This window comes from Hanamia caeni (genome assembly GCF_003721595.1).
In the GTDB taxonomy this organism is placed as follows: domain Bacteria; phylum Bacteroidota; class Bacteroidia; order Chitinophagales; family Chitinophagaceae; genus Ginsengibacter; species Ginsengibacter caeni.
This window is the reverse complement of record NZ_RJJR01000013.1, coordinates 101,066-120,161: the sequence shown is the minus strand read 5'-3', so window position 1 is coordinate 120,161 and position 19,096 is coordinate 101,066. Positions and strand designations below refer to the sequence as shown.

The window sequence follows — 19,096 nt, the reverse complement described above, 5'->3', positions numbered from 1 at the left end:
CTTTACTGCTTTTGGTTGACCACAAAGTGAAAAAATATGACAGCAGATATAAAAAAATTAGAACGGCATTATCTTCCGCAGGATCTGACCATTTCGTCCTGGGAAGTAATTGAGCCTTTTTTCAAAGAACTTTTACAACGGGAAATTGATTCAAAACAGGAACTGGAAAAATGGTTGAAAGATATGAGCGAGCTGGAAGCAGCTATTAACGAAGATGTTTGCTGGCGCCAGATACAGATGACCTGCGACACCGCCAATAAAGCTCTTGAAGAATCTTTTAATTTCTTTTGTTTGGAGATACAGCCTAAAATTCAGCCATATGCTTTTGAGCTCAACAAGAAATTATTGAATTCGCCCTTCACAAAAGAACTTGACCACGATAAATATTTTACCTATTTGCGCTCAATCCGCAAAAGCATTGAATTGTTCAGGGAAGAAAATGTTCCCATTGAATCGGAGATTGCCGTACTACAACAAAAGTATGGCATGATTACCGGGCAAATGTCGGTGGAAGTAGAAGGAAAAACCTACACGCTTCAGCAGGCTGCCAAATTTTTTGAAAGCCACAACCGTGCGCTGCGCGAGGAAGTTTTTAAAAAGATTGCGGAAAGAAGGTACCAGGATAAAGACAAGCTCAACGACCTTTTTACCCAATTAATTTCAAAAAGGAACCAGCAGGCATTAAATGCCGGATTTAAAAACTACCGTGATTTCAAGTTTAAGCAGCTTGGCCGGTTTGACTATGTAAAAGAAGACACATTCCGTTTTCATGAATCGGTAAAGCTCCACGTGTTGCCGCTTGTAAATAAGATTCATGCTTATAAAAAAGAAAAATTAAAAGTAGATCGCCTTCGTCCGTGGGACATGGAAGCAGAAGCTGAAGGCACCCAGCCTTTAACTCCTTTTACAACGGTAACCGAGTTGCTCGATAAAACGATCGAAGTTTTTACTAAGCTTCGGCCCTTTTTTGGAGATTGTCTTCGCAAGATGAATGAAATGAAACACCTGGATCTTGAAAGCCGGAAAGGCAAGGCACCCGGTGGATATAATATGCCGCTCGCCGAAACCGGCGCTCCTTTCATCTTTATGAATGCCGCAAAGTCAATGCACGACGTAACTACAATCGTGCATGAAGGTGGCCATGCTATTCAATCTTTTTTAACCCACAACCTGGAATTAAGTTCTTTTAAAGATTACCCCATGGAAATAGCGGAAGTGGCCAGCATGGCAATGGAGCTTTTTTCAATGGATTACTGGGATGTGTATTTTGATGACCCGGACGAATTGCGAAGAGCAAAAGAACACCAGCTTGAGCGCGTAATCATTCTTTTCCCGTGGATTGCCGTGATAGACAAATTTCAACATTGGATTTATGAAAACCCGGAACACACACTGGAAGAACGTTCCAAAAAATGGATGGAAATATTTAATGAATTTGCCGGTGACGTAATTGATTATACCGGTTTGGAAAAATATCTTGAAAACGGCTGGCAAAAGCAATTGCACCTATATGAAGTTCCTTTTTATTATATCGAATATGGAATTGCACAATTAGGCGCCATTGGCCTTTGGAAACAGTTTAAGGAAAATCCGGAAAAAGCGCTGGACAATTATGTAAACGCCTTAAGCCTTGGCGGCACAAAAACATTGCCCGAATTATACAAGGCTGCCGGCTTAAAATTTGACTTTTCCTCTGAAAATATAAAAAGCCTTATGGAATTTGTAAACGTGGAATTGGAAAAAGTGCAGCATTAGTAAAAGGATAAATAACACAGATTTTTATTTTCCCAAAAAAGCTATTTGCTATTATTCGCATCAATTTCTAAAAGGTAGTTTTCATGTCTATGGTTCAGCAAATGACGCGCATTAATTTCTCTCCAAAATTCACTTGTAAAAAAAATGTCTTCTGATTCATTTCGTGATTTTGCATTAATTTCACGGCTCTTATTCAAACAAAAATTTTAACAGACTATGGCTGAAGCGATAAGAATGCCACGAATGAGCGATACCATGACGGAGGGCGTAATAGTAGAATGGCACAAAAAAGTAGGTGATCAAATAAAACCGGGAGACCTTTTGGCTGATGTAGAAACAGATAAAGCCACTATGGAGCTTGAAAGTTATAATGAAGGAACTCTTTTATATATCGGGGTTGAAAAAGGGAAATCTGTTCCTGTAGAAGGCATTTTGGCTATTGTAGGTAAAAAAGGAGAAGATTATAAATCCATTTTGGATGAAGAAAAACAGAATGGCGCTGCCTCCGGCGATAAAGCAAAGGATGAAGAAATATTGCCCAAGAAAAATGCGAACGAAGAAAAAGCCATAGCTGAAAAACAAGAAAAACAATCTGATAATAAACCGGCAAATGTTGGCCAGAATGTGGAGTTGCCCAAAGGAGCAAAGGTAATCCGGATGCCGCTGATGAGCGATACCATGACCGAAGGAAAAATTATCCAGTGGAATAAAAAAGTAGGAGATAAAGTGAAATCGGATGATTCGCTGGCCGAAGTAGAAACTGACAAAGCCACTATGGACGTGGTAGGTTATGAAGAAGGAACGCTTTTATACATCGGTGTGGAAGCTGGCGACTCAGCAAAAGTGAATGATATTATTGCCATCGTCGGAAAAGAAGGAACCGATGTAAGCGCGTATGTGGAAGCACAAAAAAATGCGCCGCAAGCGCCCGCCGAATCTGAAGAAAAACCAGCTTCTTCCTCCGAAAAAACTGAAGCAAAATCCACCGGTACACAAAAAACCGCTGCGCCGGTTGAGGAGGCAGCTCAATCGTCTTCTGCTGAAGGCGGCAGGATAAAAGCTTCCCCCCTTGCTAAAAAAGTGGCAGAAGAAAAAGGAATTGATTTATCACAATTGCAGGGAAGCGGCGACGGCGGAAGAATTATTAAGAGAGATGTTGATTCCTATGTTCCTGCACCGGCCGCAAAGACTGAAGGTAAAAAAGCTGCTGCAGAGGCGCAACCGCTTCAGCCGTTCACTCAAATCGGACAGGAAGGTTATGAAGACATTCCAAACAGTCCCATGCGCAAAACCATTGCCCGTCGTTTGGGAGAGAGCAAATTCCAGGCGCCTCATTTCTATTTAACGATGGAAATAAATATGGACAATGCCATCACTTCACGCAAAGCCATCAACGAGCTGAGCCCGGTAAAAGTTTCTTTCAACGACCTGGTGATTAAAGCCTGCGCGATGGCATTGCGCCAGCATCCGGCGGTAAACAGTAGCTGGAAAGGCGATTTTATTCGCAGAAATCATCATATTCACATTGGCTCGGCCGTAGCAGTGCCCGATGGATTAATTGTTCCTGTGATTCGCTTTGCCGACCAAAAATCCTTGTCGCAGATTGCCGCAGATGCCAGTCAGCTTTATGAAAAAGTAAGAAATAAAAAAATTCAGCCTGAGGAATTCAGCGGAAATACTTTTACCGTTTCTAACCTCGGCATGATGGATATTGATGAATTTACCGCCATTATAAATCCTCCCGACAGTGCTATCTTGGCTATCGGCGCTATCAAAGAAAAGGTAGTGAAGAAGGGAGATGGCTTTGCAGTTACAAACGTGATGAAAGTAACCATGAGCTGCGATCACCGGAGTATTGATGGTGCTGTAGGTGCAGCATTCCTTCAATCAGTTAAAAAATACTTGGAAAATCCTGTAACCATGCTGGTATAATCGCCGGTGGAAAAAGCAGGTTTTCAACAAAATAAAAATTCTGTTTATTTGTTGGCTTACTAGTTCAAAGCAAAGAAATAGCTAAAGCAAGAGCAAAACGTTCTTGCTTTTTTAATAAAAATAACCATGCTATAACCGCCATAGCAATGGTTTTGTACCTTCATTCACTTACCTTTGCAGCCCATAAACCCAAAATAATATGAGCGGCGCATTAAAAGAAGTCCGGAACCGTATAAAAAGTGTCCAAAGCACCCAGCAAATCACAAAAGCCATGAAAATGGTGAGCGCTGCCAAATTGAGACGCGCGCAGGACGCCATCGTACAAATGAGGCCTTATGCGCAAAAGTTGCAGGAAATGCTCAGCAATATTGTAGGTAACGCAGAAGGAGATATCAATCTTGCTTTAGCTAAAGAAAGGCCCGTTGAAAAAGTATTAATCATTGTAATCACCAGCGACCGCGGTTTGTGCGGTGGATATAATAGTAACCTTATCAAACTGGCCAAGTTGGATATCCATGAAAAGTATGCCAGCCAGTTTGCCAAGGGAAATGTGGCGATCCTTCCGATAGGAAAAAGGGGCTATGAGCATTTTCTCAAAAATAGATACAAAGTGGTAGGCGATTATTGGAATATTTTTTCAGATTTATCTTTTGAAAATGTGGTGCGGGCTTCAAAGTATGCGCTGGATGCTTTTTCAAAAGGAGAAGTGGATGCGGTGGACCTCGTATACAGCGAATTTAAAAATGCTGCCACTCAGAAATTTATTGCAGAACCTTTTTTGCCAGTTAAAAAAACAGCTCCTAAAAAAGGAAATGCAAAGGCCGATTTCATTTTTGAACCTGGCAAGGAAGTGCTGCTGGAGGAGTTGATGCCAAAAATTTTGAATACCCAATTGTACAAAGCCATTCTTGACGCAAATGCAAGCGAACATGGAGCGAGAATGACAGCCATGGATAAGGCGACTGATAATGCACAGGAATTATTGAAATCGTTGAAAATTAGCTATAACCGTGCAAGACAGGCAGCGATTACCACAGAACTTACAGAAATTGTAAGTGGCGCCGCTGCATTGCAGAGCTAATTGCTATTTTTAAAAGATAATGGCGTTCAGCCAAACCGGGAAAACCGCATGGAACTATCGTTGATCATTCCACATATTGAAGCGCTCATATTTGCCAGTGATAAACCATTGGCAATTTCAGAACTTGTTGAATTAGTCAATAATGCATTAGGATTTATTGAAGATCGGGCAACAGAAGATCAGGTGGAAGCCGCGGTTCACGCTGTTAAAGAAAAATACGATGCTGAATTTTATGCATTTGGATTGGTGGAAAGCGGTGGCGGATGGCAGTTTTTGACAAAGCCTGAATTCCATAAAACAATTGCCCAGCTTAACGGCGATAAATTCCTGAAAAAATTGTCGGTTGCATCCATTGAAACCCTTTCTATCATTGCCTATAAACAACCGGTAACCAAATCTGAAATTGAATTGATCCGTGGAGTGAATTGTGATTATGCCGTTCAAAAATTATTGGAAAAGGAACTGGTAGTGATTTCAGGAAGGAAGGAAGATGCCGTTGGAAAACCTTTGCTTTACAGCACCTCGAAAAATTTTATGGATTATTTTGGAATCAATTCTGCAAGTGATCTTCCAAAAATTAAAGAGGTATTAGACAATGAAATTGTTGAAGCCACCCGGATTGAGAAAGAAGAGGAGTCAAAAACCACAAGTGAAAACGAGGTTAATAATGCCGGAAATACTATTGATGAAGGATAAACGCTATCATTTCCGCCATTCCGTTATAGCATTTCACAGTATCTTTATTTTTATTTTCATTCCATTACTAAACAGTTTTTATTTCGAATACAATGTCAAAGGATTTATCGACGGCTCAACTGACTGCAATTGCGGATGAATTTGGAACTCCGGTTTATGTGTATCATCTTGAAAAAATAGCCAGCCAATACCGGAAACTAACAGAGGCTTTTTCCGGGCAGAATGTGATAATCTTTTATGCCTGTAAGGCGCTTACGAATATTAATATCCTGCGCTATGTAAAGTCATTGGGGGCAAATGTAGATTGCAGTTCCATCAATGAAGTAAAGCTTGCTTCGCACGCGGGTTTCGAGCCATCAAAAATTTTATATACCTCCAACGGCATTGCTTTTGACGAAATTGAAGAGGCGCAGCATCTTGGTGTCCACATCAATATAGACAGCCTTTCTAACCTGGAAAAGTTTGGAAAAAAATTTGGCCATTCTTATCCTGTGGGCGTTCGCCTCCGGCCCGATATTTTAGCTGGCGGCAATCTAAAAATATCTACCGGCCACGATAAAAGCAAATTTGGGATCCCGGTCGGCGACGTTCAAAAGATAATAGATTGTGCAAACAAATACCATCTCTTTATTCGTGGCTTGCATATTCATACAGGAAGTGAAATAAAAGATGTGGATGTTTTTGTGAAAGGAATAAAAAAACTCTTCGAAATTATACCTCTTTTTAAAGAGCTGGAATTTGTCGATTTGGGCGGCGGCTTTAAAGTTCCTTATAAAGAGGGCGATTCAGAAACAGACATTCCTCTCCTGGCGCAAAAAGTAAAAGAATCTTTCTCGAATTTTTCCTACCAATCCAAAAAACCATTACAAATATGGTTTGAGCCCGGCAAATACCTGGTAAGTTCGGCAGGCTATTTCATTACCAAAGTAAATGTGCTGAAAGAATCAGGAACCACGGTTTTTGCCGGAGTGAACAGCGGCTTCAACCATTTGATACGGCCCATGTTTTATGATGCTTACCATCAAATTGAAAATCTGAGTAATGAATCCGGCGCCAAAAAGCCTTACACCGTAGTAGGCAATATTTGCGAAACCGATACATTTGCCACAGACCGCCATATTTCAGAAATCAGGGAAAATGATTACCTGGTGTTTTATAATGCCGGAGCTTACGGTTTTGAAATGTCATCTAATTTTAATTCGAGGTTAAAGCCCGCTGAGGTAATGGTAAAGGACGGCAAAGCGATTTTAATAAGAAGAAGGGATAATTTTGAAGACTTGTTAAGAAACCAGGTAACACTCTGAAGACGGAATTATTTTTCAGGTTATTTATGGGTTTACTGTAGTTCCTTAGCTATTTCGCATAAAAGTTATGAAGAAAATAATCATAGTGGGAGGCGGTGTAAATGGGCTTTGTACTGCTTACTATCTGCAAAAAAGAAACAAATTTGACATTACGGTAATAGACCGTGGAAATATTACCGACAATTGCTCGTTTGGGAATATGGGCTTTTTATCTCCGAGCCATTTTATTCCTTTAGCCTCTCCCGGCATAATTTCGGAAGGTCTTAAATACATGCTGAGCAGCAGCAGCCCTTTTTATATCAAACCCAGGCTCGACTTATCATTCCTCAGGTGGGCATTGCTGTTTTACAAGAGCAGCAATGCTAAAACTGTTCAAAAAAATGCGCCGTATTTAAGCGAATTACTGAACCTGAGCCGCCGGTTGATGAATGAAATCAGGGATGAATTAGGCGATGTTTTCGAAATGGACGAAAAAGGATGCATGATGATGTGTCATTCTCAAAAAGCATTTGAAGAGGAGTTGAAATTGATGCAGCCGGCAAAAAAATTCCGGCTGGAAGTAGAAGTTTATAATCGCGAAGAGCTTCAGAAAAAAGAGCCGGATGTGGAACTGGACATTTTTGGCGCACTCTTATTTAAAGATGACGCCCATATTCATCCCGGGAAGTTTATGGCTGCAATGAAGCGCTTCCTTGAACAAAAGGGTGTGAAATTTCAATTAAATACCGAAGTTGCAGGGCTTTTAAAAAATCATAATAAAATAGAAACGGTCATAACGGACAAGGGAAATTTCAGCGCAGACGAGTTTGTTTTAACCGGCGGTTCATGGTTGTCTGAGTTGGCGGCAAAAGCCGGCATCAATCTCTTAATACAAGGAGGAAAAGGTTATAGCTACACCTATGATTATGTCGAAAGGAATATCCATTTTCCTGCCATTTTGGTAGATGGCAGATGCGCTGTAACCCCGTGGAAAAATCAATTACGGATTGGCGGCACCATGGAATTTAGTGGAAATAATCATAAAGTATTAGTGAAAAGGATGGAAGGAATTTACAACTCGGTTAAAAAATTTTATCCCGGATTACAAATAGACTTTCCTCCGGAAGATAAAGTCTGGACCGGCTTAAGGCCTGTATCTCCTGACGGCCTGCCCTACATAGGAAACTCAAAAAAAATTGAAAATCTTTTTATTAATGGGGGAAATGCCATGCTGGGTATTTCAGAAGGTGCTGCCGGCGGCCAGATTATAAGTGATTTAATTGAGAAAATGAGCACGCCAATCGATATAAGCGCTTTTCAAATCGAAAGGTTTAAATAACAGGCAGCCATTTTAAAAAAAATTCCCTATTCCTATTCTGTGCAGCATTCTGAAAAAACATTTCGTATGTCCTGGTATTTTATATTAAATTTCTTGCTGAAAAGAACTTTAGATTTTGTACCAGTTAATCAATAACCGTGTTTCCAAATTATTGGGAGTTGAGTATCCCATCATCCAGGCGGGTATGGTTTGGGCAAGTGGCTGGCGTTTATGCAGTGCCGTCAGTAACGCGGGCGCGCTCGGCGTCATAGGTTCCGGCAGCATGTATCCCCACATTCTTGAAGAAAATATAATCAAATGCAAGGCTGCTACCAATAAACCGTTCGCCGTAAATATTCCGATTCTCTATTCTGATATTGAACACCACCTCGAAATTGTCTTTCGTCACAAAATTAAAATTGTAATTACTTCCGCCGGAAATCCTGGGCTCTATACGCCGGCTTTAAAAGGCCATGGCATAACGGTTATTCACGTGGTAAGCAGCAAAAAATTTGCAGAAAAAGCAGAAAGGGCCGGATGCGATGCCGTGATTGCAGAAGGATTTGAAGCCGGCGGCCACAATGGAAGAGAAGAAACGACAAGCATGATATTAATTCCGCTGGTTGCCTCTGCTGTATCGATACCGGTGATAGCTGCCGGAGGCATTGCAACGGGCAGGCAAATGCTGGCGGCAATGGTATTGGGGGCAGAAGGTGTTCAAATCGGAAGCCGGTTTGTTGCCAGTGAAGAAGCCTCTTCTCACTTCAATTTTAAAAATGCCGTAATCCATTCTGCGGAAGGAGATACTGTCTTAACTTTAAAAGAGCTGGCGCCCGTCAGGATTATGAAAAACCGGTTCTATAACGATATTGTAAAAGCGGTCCAAAACGGCGCGTCAGTGGAAGAACTAACAAAGCTGTTAGGAAAAGGAAGAGCGAAAAAAGGAATGTTTGAAGGTGATTTAGACCAGGGCGAATTGGAGATAGGACAGGTGAGTGCCTTAATAAAAGATATAAAACCCGCAGCGGATATCGTCCGGGAAATATGGCTGCAATTCAATGAGGCGTTGGAAAACCCATTAAAATAAAAAGAACAATTAGGCGTTCTTGTTAATTATACACAACATGAACGCCTAATGACTCCCCTAACAAAAGGCCTCGCCTTGCATACATTTTGGTTGCGGCTTCTTAGCATCGTATTTATTTCGTTGTTATGTTGCAGTACAGCTTTTGCCCAGCTTCCAACTGAACAAGAAGATCTCCAGATAGATCCAAATGCATTAAAAAACGCCTCTCCTTCTGAATTAATAAATTTTCTGCAGGATTTTAACCAGCAAAAGCAAAAGGCAGGTGAAGATGTGCATAAACTTCAAGACAATTTACCGGATGCAAGCCAGGAAAAAACTGATATAGTAATTAAAGACAGCACCCAAAGAGATAACATAAAAAATTCGTTTCTGAGCCCGCAGTCTGTTTATGGAAGCAATATTTTTCAAAACAGCCAGATAATGCAGCTTTCAGAGTTGAGTACGCCTCCTCCTGACTATCCTGTAGGTGTTGGCGATCACATTATCGTTTCACTTTGGGGCGGCGCCGATTTTGAGCAGGATTATATTGTTGGCCGTGACGGATCCATTTTCCCGCAGGGACTCGGAAAAATTACTGTGCAGGGACTTTCATTTGCAAACGCCAAATCCATAATTTTTGAACGATTTAAAAAAGTAATTCCCAAATCGACTAACATTTCTGTTTCGCTTGGGCAGCCACGATCAATCGTGGTGCAGGTTTCGGGCAACGTAGGCAATCCCGGTCCAAAAGTGGTTTCCGCATTCACTAATGCGTTAAATATTGTGGCAATGGCTGGCGGAGTCACAAAATATGGAAACCTCCGCAAGATTTTGATTTCGCGCCGCGGAGCTATAATAGATTCGATTGATGTCTATAAATATCTAAGCACCGGAGATTTTGGAAAGCACCTTTATCTTGAAAATAATGATTTTATCATCGTTCCTTTCTATGATAAAAAAGTGCTGGCAAGCGGCCAGTTTAAAAGGCCAATGTATTACCAGCTTAAGCGCGGCGAAGGCCTTGATGCACTGCTTGGCTTCGCCGGTGGCTTTACTTCCGATGCTTATGCTACAGGTGGAATGATAATACGCAACGTAAACGAAAAGCAAACCATCAAAACTATCAACCTCAATAAAGCCGTACAGGGCGATAGAAACGGCTTACATGAAGAGCCATTGTACGATGGTGATATCATTTTGGTAAATGCCATCCACCCGGGGCTTACAAATAAGGTAATAGTCAAGGGTGAAGTGGCTTACCCAAATGTGTATGAAGTTAAAAAAGGCGATCGGTTGTTTGACGTTATAAACCGTGCCGGAGGCGTGACACCAAACTCCTATCTTGACAGGGCATATATTTATAAAGGCGCCGGAGATTCTACCAATGTAAAGGCTGATAAAATTGATATAAGCCTTTCAGACATTAATAAAAATGACCGTAGTAAATACAATATTCCGGTTGACCCGAATGATGTAATTGAAGTTTTTAATAAGAACCAATTCTCAGACAGGCAATTGATTTCCATCGATGGTGAAGTACGTAAGCCTGGCAATTATGAAAAATACGGGGGCATGACACTGAAGGATTTGTTGTATTTCGCTAACGGCCTTAAACCTACGGCAGAATTTGGCAGTATTGAAGTTTCAAGTATTGTGGATATTGATTCTTCACAAAAAGGATTGGTTCCTACCAGGACTGTTGTAAAAACGTATTCAATTGATCAGGATCTTGATCTTGACTCAGTTACTGAAAATATCGTTCTCAAGCCTTACGACCAGGTTTTTGTAAGAAAAAATCCCCGTTTTCAATTACAGCAAAATATTAAAGTCGAAGGACAGGTAAAATACCCGGGCATTTATCCGAAGCTTAGTGAAAATGAAAGGTTGTCTTCCTTGATGGCACGAACCGGAGGCCTGAAAGAGAATTCCAATGCCAAAGGCGCGATTCTTTACCGCAAACGAATGCAGGGCCAGGCTACTGATAGCCTTGCATCTTCTTCCGAACCCATCAGTATCGATTTGCAAAATGCAATTGATAATCCCGGTTCAAAGTTTGACCTGATACTGCAGGAAGGCGATGTCGTTTTTATTCCTGAAACCAACCCTGTGGTTGCAGTAAAAGGCGCGGTTCAAAACCAGTTGAAAATCTATTATGATAAAGATCACCCCAACGTGGGCTATTACGTAAACCAAGCGGGCGGCTTTTCAGAAAGGCCATGGAGAAAAAGAATTTATGTAACGCGCGCAAACGGCAAGAGTGAAAAAACGCGCAACCTCGGATTTTTTCATCTTTACCCTAAAGTAAGGCCCGGCAGTGTAATCACTGTTCCTGTGCGGCCTGAAGGCAAGGGGCTGTCTTCATCAATCACCCAGGGATTTATAAGTGCAATTCCTATTGCACTGGTTTATCTCATCACAAAACTATAGCATGCTATGACGTCGCAGGAATTGACAATTGAAATTTTTACCAGGTTAAAAAAACACAAAATCTTAATAGCTTGTGCCGCTGTGCTTTTCGCAATTATTCTCTCCATTTTCGCTTTAAAAACTCCCGTTACTTACACTTCCACCGCAATAATTTTTCCATTAACCGCATCTAACGATAACAATGCAACATCTTCGGCCCTGAGTGCACTATTCAGCGGTGGAGATAATTCAAGCAATCCTTTTTCTGATGAAGCTTCAGTAAATATTATTGAACTGGCGCTAAGCCGCGCCACCCGGGAACAGGTGGCTTTGATTAAAGATTCTTCGGCAGGAAATAAAACTATTGGTGAACTATTGCTGCGCGATATAAATGCACATCGCAGTTTTATGGAGTCTGAAATAAAAATTCCCCAAAGTCAGGATAGTATGCTTGCTATCGTGATGAAGATTTTTAAAGATAACCTGGCAGCCACTATTAACAAGAACAACAGTTTTGTGCTTAACTACACAGGACGCAGCTCGGCCCTTGTAAAAACCGTCAGTTATGGTTTTATTGACAAAATTTCAACTTTCTATATCGATCTAAAGCGCGAAAAGGCAAAAAGAGATTTCGAATTTGCAAGCAGGAAAGTGGATTCGCTAAGAAATGTGATGCACTCAAAAGACCGCAAACTGATAGCAATTGACCAAAAAACATTGTTCACCAATACGAACAAAATGGAATTTAAAGTGCCAACTGAAAATCTTATTACCGAAAAACAAATGCTTCGCCAGCAATACGCTATAGCCGTTGCCAACCAACAAAATGCTGCCTACAAATTACAAAAGGCTACTCCTGTTATTAAGGTATTAGATGCTCCCGATCCGCCATACGACGTGCAGAAAAGGTCTCCCATACTTTATGGAATTATTGGATTTTTAATTGGGCTGCTACTCTCCTTCATGTATTTTTCTTTCCGGGTCTTTGCCAGGTATGCCAGGGAAGAAATAAGTAAAGCAATTTATGGACAGGAAGTTCCGCCTGTTAGCCGCAAGAGGCAAATGGCAGCGTAGGCTTCTCGATTTACATGTAGCCATTACCGTTATCCAACCACTTCAAGCCAGTAAAAGCACAAAAAAGGCCAATTAATTTTTTTGAGCCCGGTAAATTTTTTGATTTTACTTTTAAGCAAAAAGCCATGGAGTTATTTATCTATGATACGTATGAAAAGATGTCGGCCGAAGCCGCAAAAAAAGTAATGCAAATCATTTCGCTTAAAACAAAAACTGTGTTGAGCCCCGCATCGGGTGATTCGCCTAAGTGCCTGTATTCAGAACTTGTTTCTATCATTCAAAAGAATAAAACTGATATTTCAGACCTCTGGTTTATTGGCCTGGATGAATGGTCAGGAATGAATGGTGAAGACGAGGGCAGTTGCCGTTTTTACCTCGATCAACAATTATTTAACCCCTTACAAATTGATGAAAATAAAATCTCATTTTTTGACGGGAAAGCCCAATTCCCCTGGGAGGAATGCAGGAAAATTGATGATACCATTCTTGGTTTGAACGGGATTGATCTTGCTATCGTTGGTCTTGGGATGAATGGCCATGTCGGAATGAATGAGCCGGGCATTTCCCCAGCCTTACATTCTCATGTTGCTGAAATTGATCCGGTTACTCAACAGGTAGGACAAAAATATTTTAAAGAAAAAAAAGAAATCAGCGGTGGCCTCACATTAGGAATTGCCAATTTGATGGAAGCTAAAAACGTAATGCTGGTGGTAAGTGGAGGTAAGAAAGCTTCAATTCTGAAGCAGGTTTTGGAGGAAGATATTTCTGAAAAACTTCCTGCAAGTTTTTTACGAAATCATCCAAACTTTAGTGTGTATGCGGATGCTGAAGCAGCAAGCCTTTTAAAAAAATAGCTACCCCGCTTTTTTTAACCACTCCCAAAATAAAAAACCTGCCTAAAAGTTTTTTTACTGCACCATGATTTCATCGGCGAATATCCACGCGGGTTTTCCTTCTCCCGGATGGCCTTTAGGGCAAACACCAATGTTCTTTGCAGTCACACGAATATATCTTGCGTTTCGCCCGGGAAAATCAAGGGTAAAATCTTTTATCACTGCATTTTTCTCATCCGGAGAAATATCATTTTTTACTGTTCCAAGATTAGTAAAATTCGTACCGTCATTAGATATTTCATAAGTAACTGATTGCGGTAAAAAAATCCAATCATTATAACTCTGAAGACATCCAATTATAATTTGGTGAACTGAAGTGGGTTGGTCTAAATCTATAGTTGCTATGAGATCGTCTCCGTCAAATGCATGCCAGAACTTGCCGGGTGAGGTGGTGCCTCTAACGCCATCCGTCAAAGTATTTGGCCCGTCTGCCGGATAATATTTACTCGGTAGATTAACATAAGCCACATTTCTTCCAATGGCCTTATCCATAACGAATTTTTGCTCTGCAGGTTTCACACCCATTACTTTTCCATTTTCAACAATAACCGCCTTTACGGTAACAGATGAATCAATGTTAACAGGATTTATATATTTATTGCTTCCTGCATTCGGATCGGCTCCATCGGTGGTATAATATATTTCACTTCCCGGAATTTCAGATGAAAGTGTGACGGATAATTTTCCATTTTCAGAAACCGGTTTGATAGCCACAGTAAAATTGCCCGGACAATAATTAAAGCCTTTTTGATCAAATGCCCTGAATTGATTTTGCAGGCGATTATAAAAATCTACATAATTTTTTTCATCTTTTGGCGTCCACAAAATTTCCGAAAGCGCCAGCATTCTTGGCAAAACCATATACTCCAAATGTTGACGGCTCGCAATGAATTCGGCCCAAACGTTGGCCTGGGCACCCAACACATATTGAGCATCGGTTGAATCTAATTCTTTGGGGATGGGGTAATAATCATACACCATTTTCAACGTATTAAAACCACCGATTGCAGGGGGTTCACCGGCAGGGCCAGCCTGGTAATGATCGAAATAAAGAGGCGTGCCCGGAGTCATCACTACATCGTGTTTCATTTTGGCTGCTTTTATCCCTCCACTTTCGCCGCGCCAGCTCATCACGGTCGCCTCAGGCGCTAAACCGCCCTCCAATATTTCATCCCACCCAATCAGTTTACGATGATGAGCTATTAAAAATTTTTCGATTCTCCTGATAAAATAACTTTGCAACTGATCCACATCCGTGTATCCCAATTTCTTCATCAAAGCCTGGCAACGCGGATCATTTTTCCACGGAGTTTTATCAACCTCATCACCGCCAACATGAATATATTTTGATGGAAATAATTGCATTACTTCTGTCAACACGTTTTCTAAAAAAGTAAAGACACTGTCATTGGCGGGGCAATAGCTTGTTTGAACATCCCGTGGGTAAACGCCGCCCGTAATGGTAGTCTGAGCTTGTTGTGTACACGAAAGCCACGGGTACGCTGCAATGGCAGCTTCTGAATGGCCGGGCATTTCTATTTCAGGAACGATGGTAATATTTCTATCTTTTGCATAAGCTACAATATCGCGCACCTGGTCTTGTGTGTAATAACCGCCATATGTTGTGGGCTCTCCCGGCTGCGTCGGCTGAGATTCACTCCATGGGATGCCACGCCTGTCTGCCCGCCACGCACCTACTGAGGTAAGCTTCGGATATTTTTTTATTTCAAGCCTCCAACCCTGATCGTCTGTAAGATGCATGTGAAAAGTATTGAATTTATATTCCGACAAAAGATCAATATATTCTTTAACCATTTCAGGAGAAAAAAAATGCCTGCAAACGTCAAGGTGCATACCGCGCCATTTGAATGCCGGATAATCTGTAACTTTCATGCAAGGCACTTCTAATGTTGCGTTGGTGCGAACTTGCGGCAGCGTTTGAAAAAGTGATTGCATTCCATAAATAATCCCAGCCTTTGTATTAGCAACAATTTTTATGGATGATGGAGACACATCAAGAAGATAACCTTCGTTCCCAATCTTTGCCGTTTTTTTTATTTCAAAAATTATGAATTTATTTTTTTTGACATTAAAAGGCAAAGAAATTCCGGAAACATTTTTAATAAATGAATTGAAAAAAATGGCTGCATGATGCAAATCCTTTTCCTTCGAATTAAATATAATTCCCGTGTTTTTATCAATCGTGAAATGTCCTTCTTCAACGATAAGACTTAATGGTTTAGGGATGATATTGACTTGCTTTTGAGCTATTCCAAATAAAGGGAATAACAAAATCAAAACAACGCTCCATCTTTTTGTTAGCTGCATGCTATAAAATTTATTTTTGAAAATTTTTACAATTTAATTTAACCGGCATCCCTTACGCAGCGGAAACCTGTGTGTTCCAAACCCTTGTCAGGACTACTTTTCATGCGACGAGCTATACGGTAGCCACTACAGTAGGTATCATTGCACAAGAAACTTCCTCCCCGCAAACTTCTTTTAGGCGTATAGGATCCTGCGGATCAAAACTTTTTTGAGGCCCTGAAGGATCCATAGCAACCGCATCTTTAAGTAATTGATAATAATCGGCATCATACCAATCGCTACACCATTCCCGAACATTTCCGGCCATACCGTATAACCCATAACCATTGGCCGCAAATGATTTTACCGGAGCTAATTTCGTGTAACCATCCCTGTTATCATTGTAATAAGGAAATTTTCCACCCCACGAATTTGCTTTAGCCTTGCCATCATTAACCGATTCATTTCCCCAGGGATAAATTTCATTTTTCAATCCGCCCCTTGCCGCATATTCCCATTCTGCTTCTGTAGACAAGCGCTTTCCTGCCCAACTGATGCGTGGCACTGCTCCTCTTTATATCAATCGCAATAAATTTTAAAATATGGTTGTATTGATTTAAAAAATTGTCACCAAATTCGCTAAATTCATTACATCATTTTACAACTATTAAACCAGTTTTACAATTATCGTATGTAATATTTTTGCGCCCTCTTAGTTTGGAATTGGAAGATTCCGTTTCCCAAAAACCTCTTCACTGTCTTCTTTCCGGCTACATCAAAGATTTGTAGGCCTGCAGGCAATTGAACAAAGCAATCGTTTCCCGATTTAGAAATTATGGTTGCTTCTTTTACCTTACCATCTTCCCAATTGAAATCAACAGTAAATCCATTGCGTGTACACATGCCCGTTATCTTTCCATTTTGCCAGTCATTGTCAGTTGGCAGAGCAGGTAAAAAACGGATGACATTATTCTTTCCATTGCTTTGCAACAGCATTTCCGCGATGCCCGCTGTACCTCCAAAATTTCCATCAATCTGGAAAGGCGGATGCGCGCAAAACAAATTAGGATAAGTGCCTGCGCCATCAGTCATTGAAATTTGCGATGATTGAAAAGCCGGTTGCAACAAACCTTTGAATAACTTCAAAGCATGATCACCACTATCAAGCCTTGCCCAAAAATTGATTTTCCACGCCCTTGACCAGCCGGTGGCTTCATCGCCTCTCCGCAGTAAAGTTTTCACAGCGGCGCGTTGCAATCCAGGGGTTTCCCTGTTTATCTCATCATACGGATACAGGCCATACAATTGCGAAACATGCCGGTGGTGCGGATCCGCTTCTTTATAATCACGAATCCATTCCTGTATGCCCGCGGTGGAAGGACTGATCTGGTTCGGCGCTAATTTTGATTTTATTTCCGATAAACTGTCAGACCATTTTTTATCAACACCCAAAATAGTTGCCGCAGCAATCGTATTGCTCAAAAGTTCTCTTCCGATTTGCATGTCCATTGTCGGCCCCATGGTAGTCTGGCCGTGAAAGCCGTTTGGTAAGATATAAGTATTTTCAGGCGAATTGGAGGGAGCTGTTACGAGCCAGCCTGTCTTTGGATCGGTTATCAATATGCTGGTGTAAAAAAGCGCCGCTCCTTTCAAAACCGGGTAAATTTTTTCGAGGTATTTTTTATCCGGATTAAAAATATAATGTTCCCAAAGATGTTCGCATAGCCATGATCCGCCCGTAAGTGTAGAGCCCCAATCGGCGCCTTCGCCCGGTGCAGTAAACTTCCATGGATTGCTTATCACATGAGCCACCCAGCCCTTGCCATTGTAATAAGCTTTTGAAGTCTGATGGCCGGGCTTTACCAATTCGCTTACAAATTCTATTAAGGGCAGATGACACATGGCAAGATTAGTAATTTCGGCTGGCCAATAATTCATTTCAACATTGATGTCCAAATGATAATCGCCATTCCATGGTGCTTGATATTCTTCAGCCCATAAGCCCTGCAAATTCGAGGAAAGACCTTTATTTCGTGAACTTGATATCAACAGATAACGCCCGAAATTAAAATACAATGACGGCAGGTTTACATCGCTTAATCCATTTGCATAGCGAATCAGCCTCTTCTCAGTCGTCATATTTTTTATTGAATCATTTTCTCTTGAAGTGAATTGCAATGAACAGCGGTTGAATAAAGATTGATAATCGGTGATGTGATTTTGCAGCAACGTTTCAATTGGAATTACAGCCGCAGTTTTCACACGCTTCATTGCTATCGGAAGCGGTGCGGGGCCTCTCAGTTCTACATTTGGCAAATTTAAATCCGTATGGGCGCTTATGATAATAACACACTGCTTATCTGCATTCACCGTGAGTCCACCATTTATTGGCAAAACGTTTCCTTTGGGAGTAATCACTTTAGCATAGGCAGCAAAGTTGATTCCTGCGTCGCCATCACCACCGTCCAATTGGCCTTTCATGGTTATCGAATGTGATGCAGATGAAAAAGAAGCTCTCTCTTTTCTTTTCATTTCCAAAATAAAATTCAATGAATTTTCCTTGTCTGCTGAAAGCCGAATCACAATCACCTTTTGCGGCGCACTTACCCAAATTTCTTCTTTAAATTGAATGCCATTTCTTCGCCATTCAACAATGCCGATCGCTTTATCTAATTCTAATCTCCTTGAGTAATTTGTAACAACAGAATTGGTATCATTCCATTTTATAAAGAGATCGCTCAAGATCTGATAGCTGCCATATTTTACATGTGCACCATTTCCAAAGCCAGAACCTTTGCCTGCGCAAACGAAATGTTGTTGTAATAATTTTTGTGCTTCCTCATTCTTTTCTTCCTGCAATAATTTTTGAATTTCGGGCAAATACTTATGCGCGTCATGGCGATTGGGATCCTCCACGCCTCCGGACCACATTGATTTTTCGTTCAATACAATCCGCTCCACATTGGTGCCTCCAAATACCATCGCACCCAGCGTCCCATTGCCTAAGGGAACAGATTCTGTAAACTGTTTAGCGGGTGAATCAAATCGCAATTGCAAATCAGATTGCGCAAATAAAGCATTTGCAGTCAACAAAATGAAAATAAAGACACAAAATTTCAACATTTGATTTTTCTTAAAAATAAAAAAATCACCGGGCATAATTATTAAACTTTTTCAGTTTCTTAAATCTGCTTACAAAGCATCATAGAAAATGAATTTATTTTCAGGTCATTTTTTCTGTACATTCTTTATCCTCTAAACACAAAACAGTAAACAAATAAATAA

The 19,096-nt window shown here is 40.9% G+C and carries 14 protein-coding genes; 10 read left to right on the top strand and 4 right to left on the bottom strand.

Annotated features, from left to right (window positions below; all coding sequences use genetic code 11):
• Positions 1–36 precede the first annotated feature (36 nt).
• From EFY79_RS15355 to EFY79_RS15310, 10 genes are all read left to right on the top strand, one after another.
• Complete coding sequence (locus EFY79_RS15355; protein ID WP_123121605.1) at positions 37–1,755, top strand: M3 family oligoendopeptidase; 1,719 nt, start codon at positions 37–39, stop codon at positions 1,753–1,755.
• A 216-nt stretch (positions 1,756–1,971) separates the two neighbouring features.
• A complete protein-coding gene (locus EFY79_RS15350; RefSeq protein WP_123121604.1) occupies positions 1,972–3,687 on the top strand; it encodes a pyruvate dehydrogenase complex dihydrolipoamide acetyltransferase in 1,716 nt (571 codons plus the stop codon).
• 199 nt (positions 3,688–3,886) lie between these two features.
• Positions 3,887–4,768 carry an ATP synthase F1 subunit gamma gene (gene atpG / locus EFY79_RS15345; protein ID WP_123121603.1) on the top strand — a complete coding sequence of 294 codons (882 nt, stop codon included), beginning with the start codon at positions 3,887–3,889 and terminating at the stop codon, positions 4,766–4,768.
• Positions 4,769–4,816: 48 nt separating this feature from the next.
• On the top strand, positions 4,817–5,464 hold the full coding sequence (gene scpB, locus EFY79_RS15340; RefSeq protein ID WP_123121706.1) for an SMC-Scp complex subunit ScpB: 648 nt from the start codon (positions 4,817–4,819) through the stop codon (positions 5,462–5,464).
• A 92-nt stretch (positions 5,465–5,556) separates the two neighbouring features.
• Complete coding sequence (gene lysA / locus EFY79_RS15335) at positions 5,557–6,768, top strand: diaminopimelate decarboxylase (protein ID WP_123121602.1); 1,212 nt, start codon at positions 5,557–5,559, stop codon at positions 6,766–6,768.
• 67 nt (positions 6,769–6,835) lie between these two features.
• On the top strand, positions 6,836–8,086 hold the full coding sequence (locus tag EFY79_RS15330) for an NAD(P)/FAD-dependent oxidoreductase (protein WP_123121601.1): 1,251 nt from the start codon (positions 6,836–6,838) through the stop codon (positions 8,084–8,086).
• A gap of 115 nt (positions 8,087–8,201) precedes the next feature.
• Entirely contained in the window at positions 8,202–9,152 is a 951-nt protein-coding gene (locus tag EFY79_RS15325; RefSeq protein WP_233578031.1) for an NAD(P)H-dependent flavin oxidoreductase, read from the top strand.
• Between the two features lie 48 nt (positions 9,153–9,200).
• A complete protein-coding gene (locus EFY79_RS15320; RefSeq protein ID WP_123121600.1) occupies positions 9,201–11,558 on the top strand; it encodes an SLBB domain-containing protein in 2,358 nt (785 codons plus the stop codon).
• A gap of 6 nt (positions 11,559–11,564) precedes the next feature.
• Entirely contained in the window at positions 11,565–12,611 is a 1,047-nt protein-coding gene (locus EFY79_RS15315; RefSeq protein WP_123121599.1) for a Wzz/FepE/Etk N-terminal domain-containing protein, read from the top strand.
• A gap of 125 nt (positions 12,612–12,736) precedes the next feature.
• Positions 12,737–13,465: a glucosamine-6-phosphate deaminase gene (locus EFY79_RS15310; protein ID WP_123121598.1), complete on the top strand. Its 729-nt coding sequence runs from the start codon at positions 12,737–12,739 to the stop codon at positions 13,463–13,465.
• A gap of 54 nt (positions 13,466–13,519) precedes the next feature.
• On the opposite strand, the gene EFY79_RS15305 is transcribed toward EFY79_RS15310, so the two are convergent.
• The 4 genes from EFY79_RS15305 to EFY79_RS15295 form a co-directional block, all read right to left on the bottom strand.
• A complete protein-coding gene (locus EFY79_RS15305; RefSeq protein WP_123121597.1) occupies positions 13,520–15,832 on the bottom strand; it encodes a glycoside hydrolase family 20 protein in 2,313 nt (770 codons plus the stop codon).
• 38 nt (positions 15,833–15,870) lie between these two features.
• Positions 15,871–15,981: a hypothetical protein gene (locus tag EFY79_RS21910; RefSeq protein ID WP_262684596.1), complete on the bottom strand. Its 111-nt coding sequence runs from the start codon at positions 15,979–15,981 to the stop codon at positions 15,871–15,873.
• Complete coding sequence (locus EFY79_RS15300; protein WP_262684594.1) at positions 15,945–16,376, bottom strand: formylglycine-generating enzyme family protein; 432 nt, start codon at positions 16,374–16,376, stop codon at positions 15,945–15,947. Before EFY79_RS15300 ends, EFY79_RS21910 begins: the two co-directional genes overlap by 37 nt.
• 119 nt (positions 16,377–16,495) lie before the next feature.
• A complete protein-coding gene (locus EFY79_RS15295; RefSeq protein WP_123121704.1) occupies positions 16,496–18,934 on the bottom strand; it encodes a glycoside hydrolase family 95 protein in 2,439 nt (812 codons plus the stop codon).
• Positions 18,935–19,096: the final 162 nt, after the last annotated feature.

Coding starts and splice junctions, on each gene's coding strand:
- lysA (WP_123121602.1), top strand. CDS start 5,557: ATGTCAAAGGATTTATCGACGGCTCAACTGACTGCAATTGCGGATGAA.
- EFY79_RS15295 (WP_123121704.1), bottom strand. CDS start 18,934: ATGTTGAAATTTTGTGTCTTTATTTTCATTTTGTTGACTGCAAATGCT.
- EFY79_RS15355 (WP_123121605.1), top strand. CDS start 37: ATGACAGCAGATATAAAAAAATTAGAACGGCATTATCTTCCGCAGGAT.
- atpG (WP_123121603.1), top strand. CDS start 3,887: ATGAGCGGCGCATTAAAAGAAGTCCGGAACCGTATAAAAAGTGTCCAA.
- EFY79_RS15305 (WP_123121597.1), bottom strand. CDS start 15,832: ATGCAGCTAACAAAAAGATGGAGCGTTGTTTTGATTTTGTTATTCCCT.
- EFY79_RS15350 (WP_123121604.1), top strand. CDS start 1,972: ATGGCTGAAGCGATAAGAATGCCACGAATGAGCGATACCATGACGGAG.
- EFY79_RS15315 (WP_123121599.1), top strand. CDS start 11,565: ATGACGTCGCAGGAATTGACAATTGAAATTTTTACCAGGTTAAAAAAA.
- scpB (WP_123121706.1), top strand. CDS start 4,817: ATGGAACTATCGTTGATCATTCCACATATTGAAGCGCTCATATTTGCC.
- EFY79_RS15330 (WP_123121601.1), top strand. CDS start 6,836: ATGAAGAAAATAATCATAGTGGGAGGCGGTGTAAATGGGCTTTGTACT.
- EFY79_RS15310 (WP_123121598.1), top strand. CDS start 12,737: ATGGAGTTATTTATCTATGATACGTATGAAAAGATGTCGGCCGAAGCC.
- EFY79_RS15320 (WP_123121600.1), top strand. CDS start 9,201: ATGACTCCCCTAACAAAAGGCCTCGCCTTGCATACATTTTGGTTGCGG.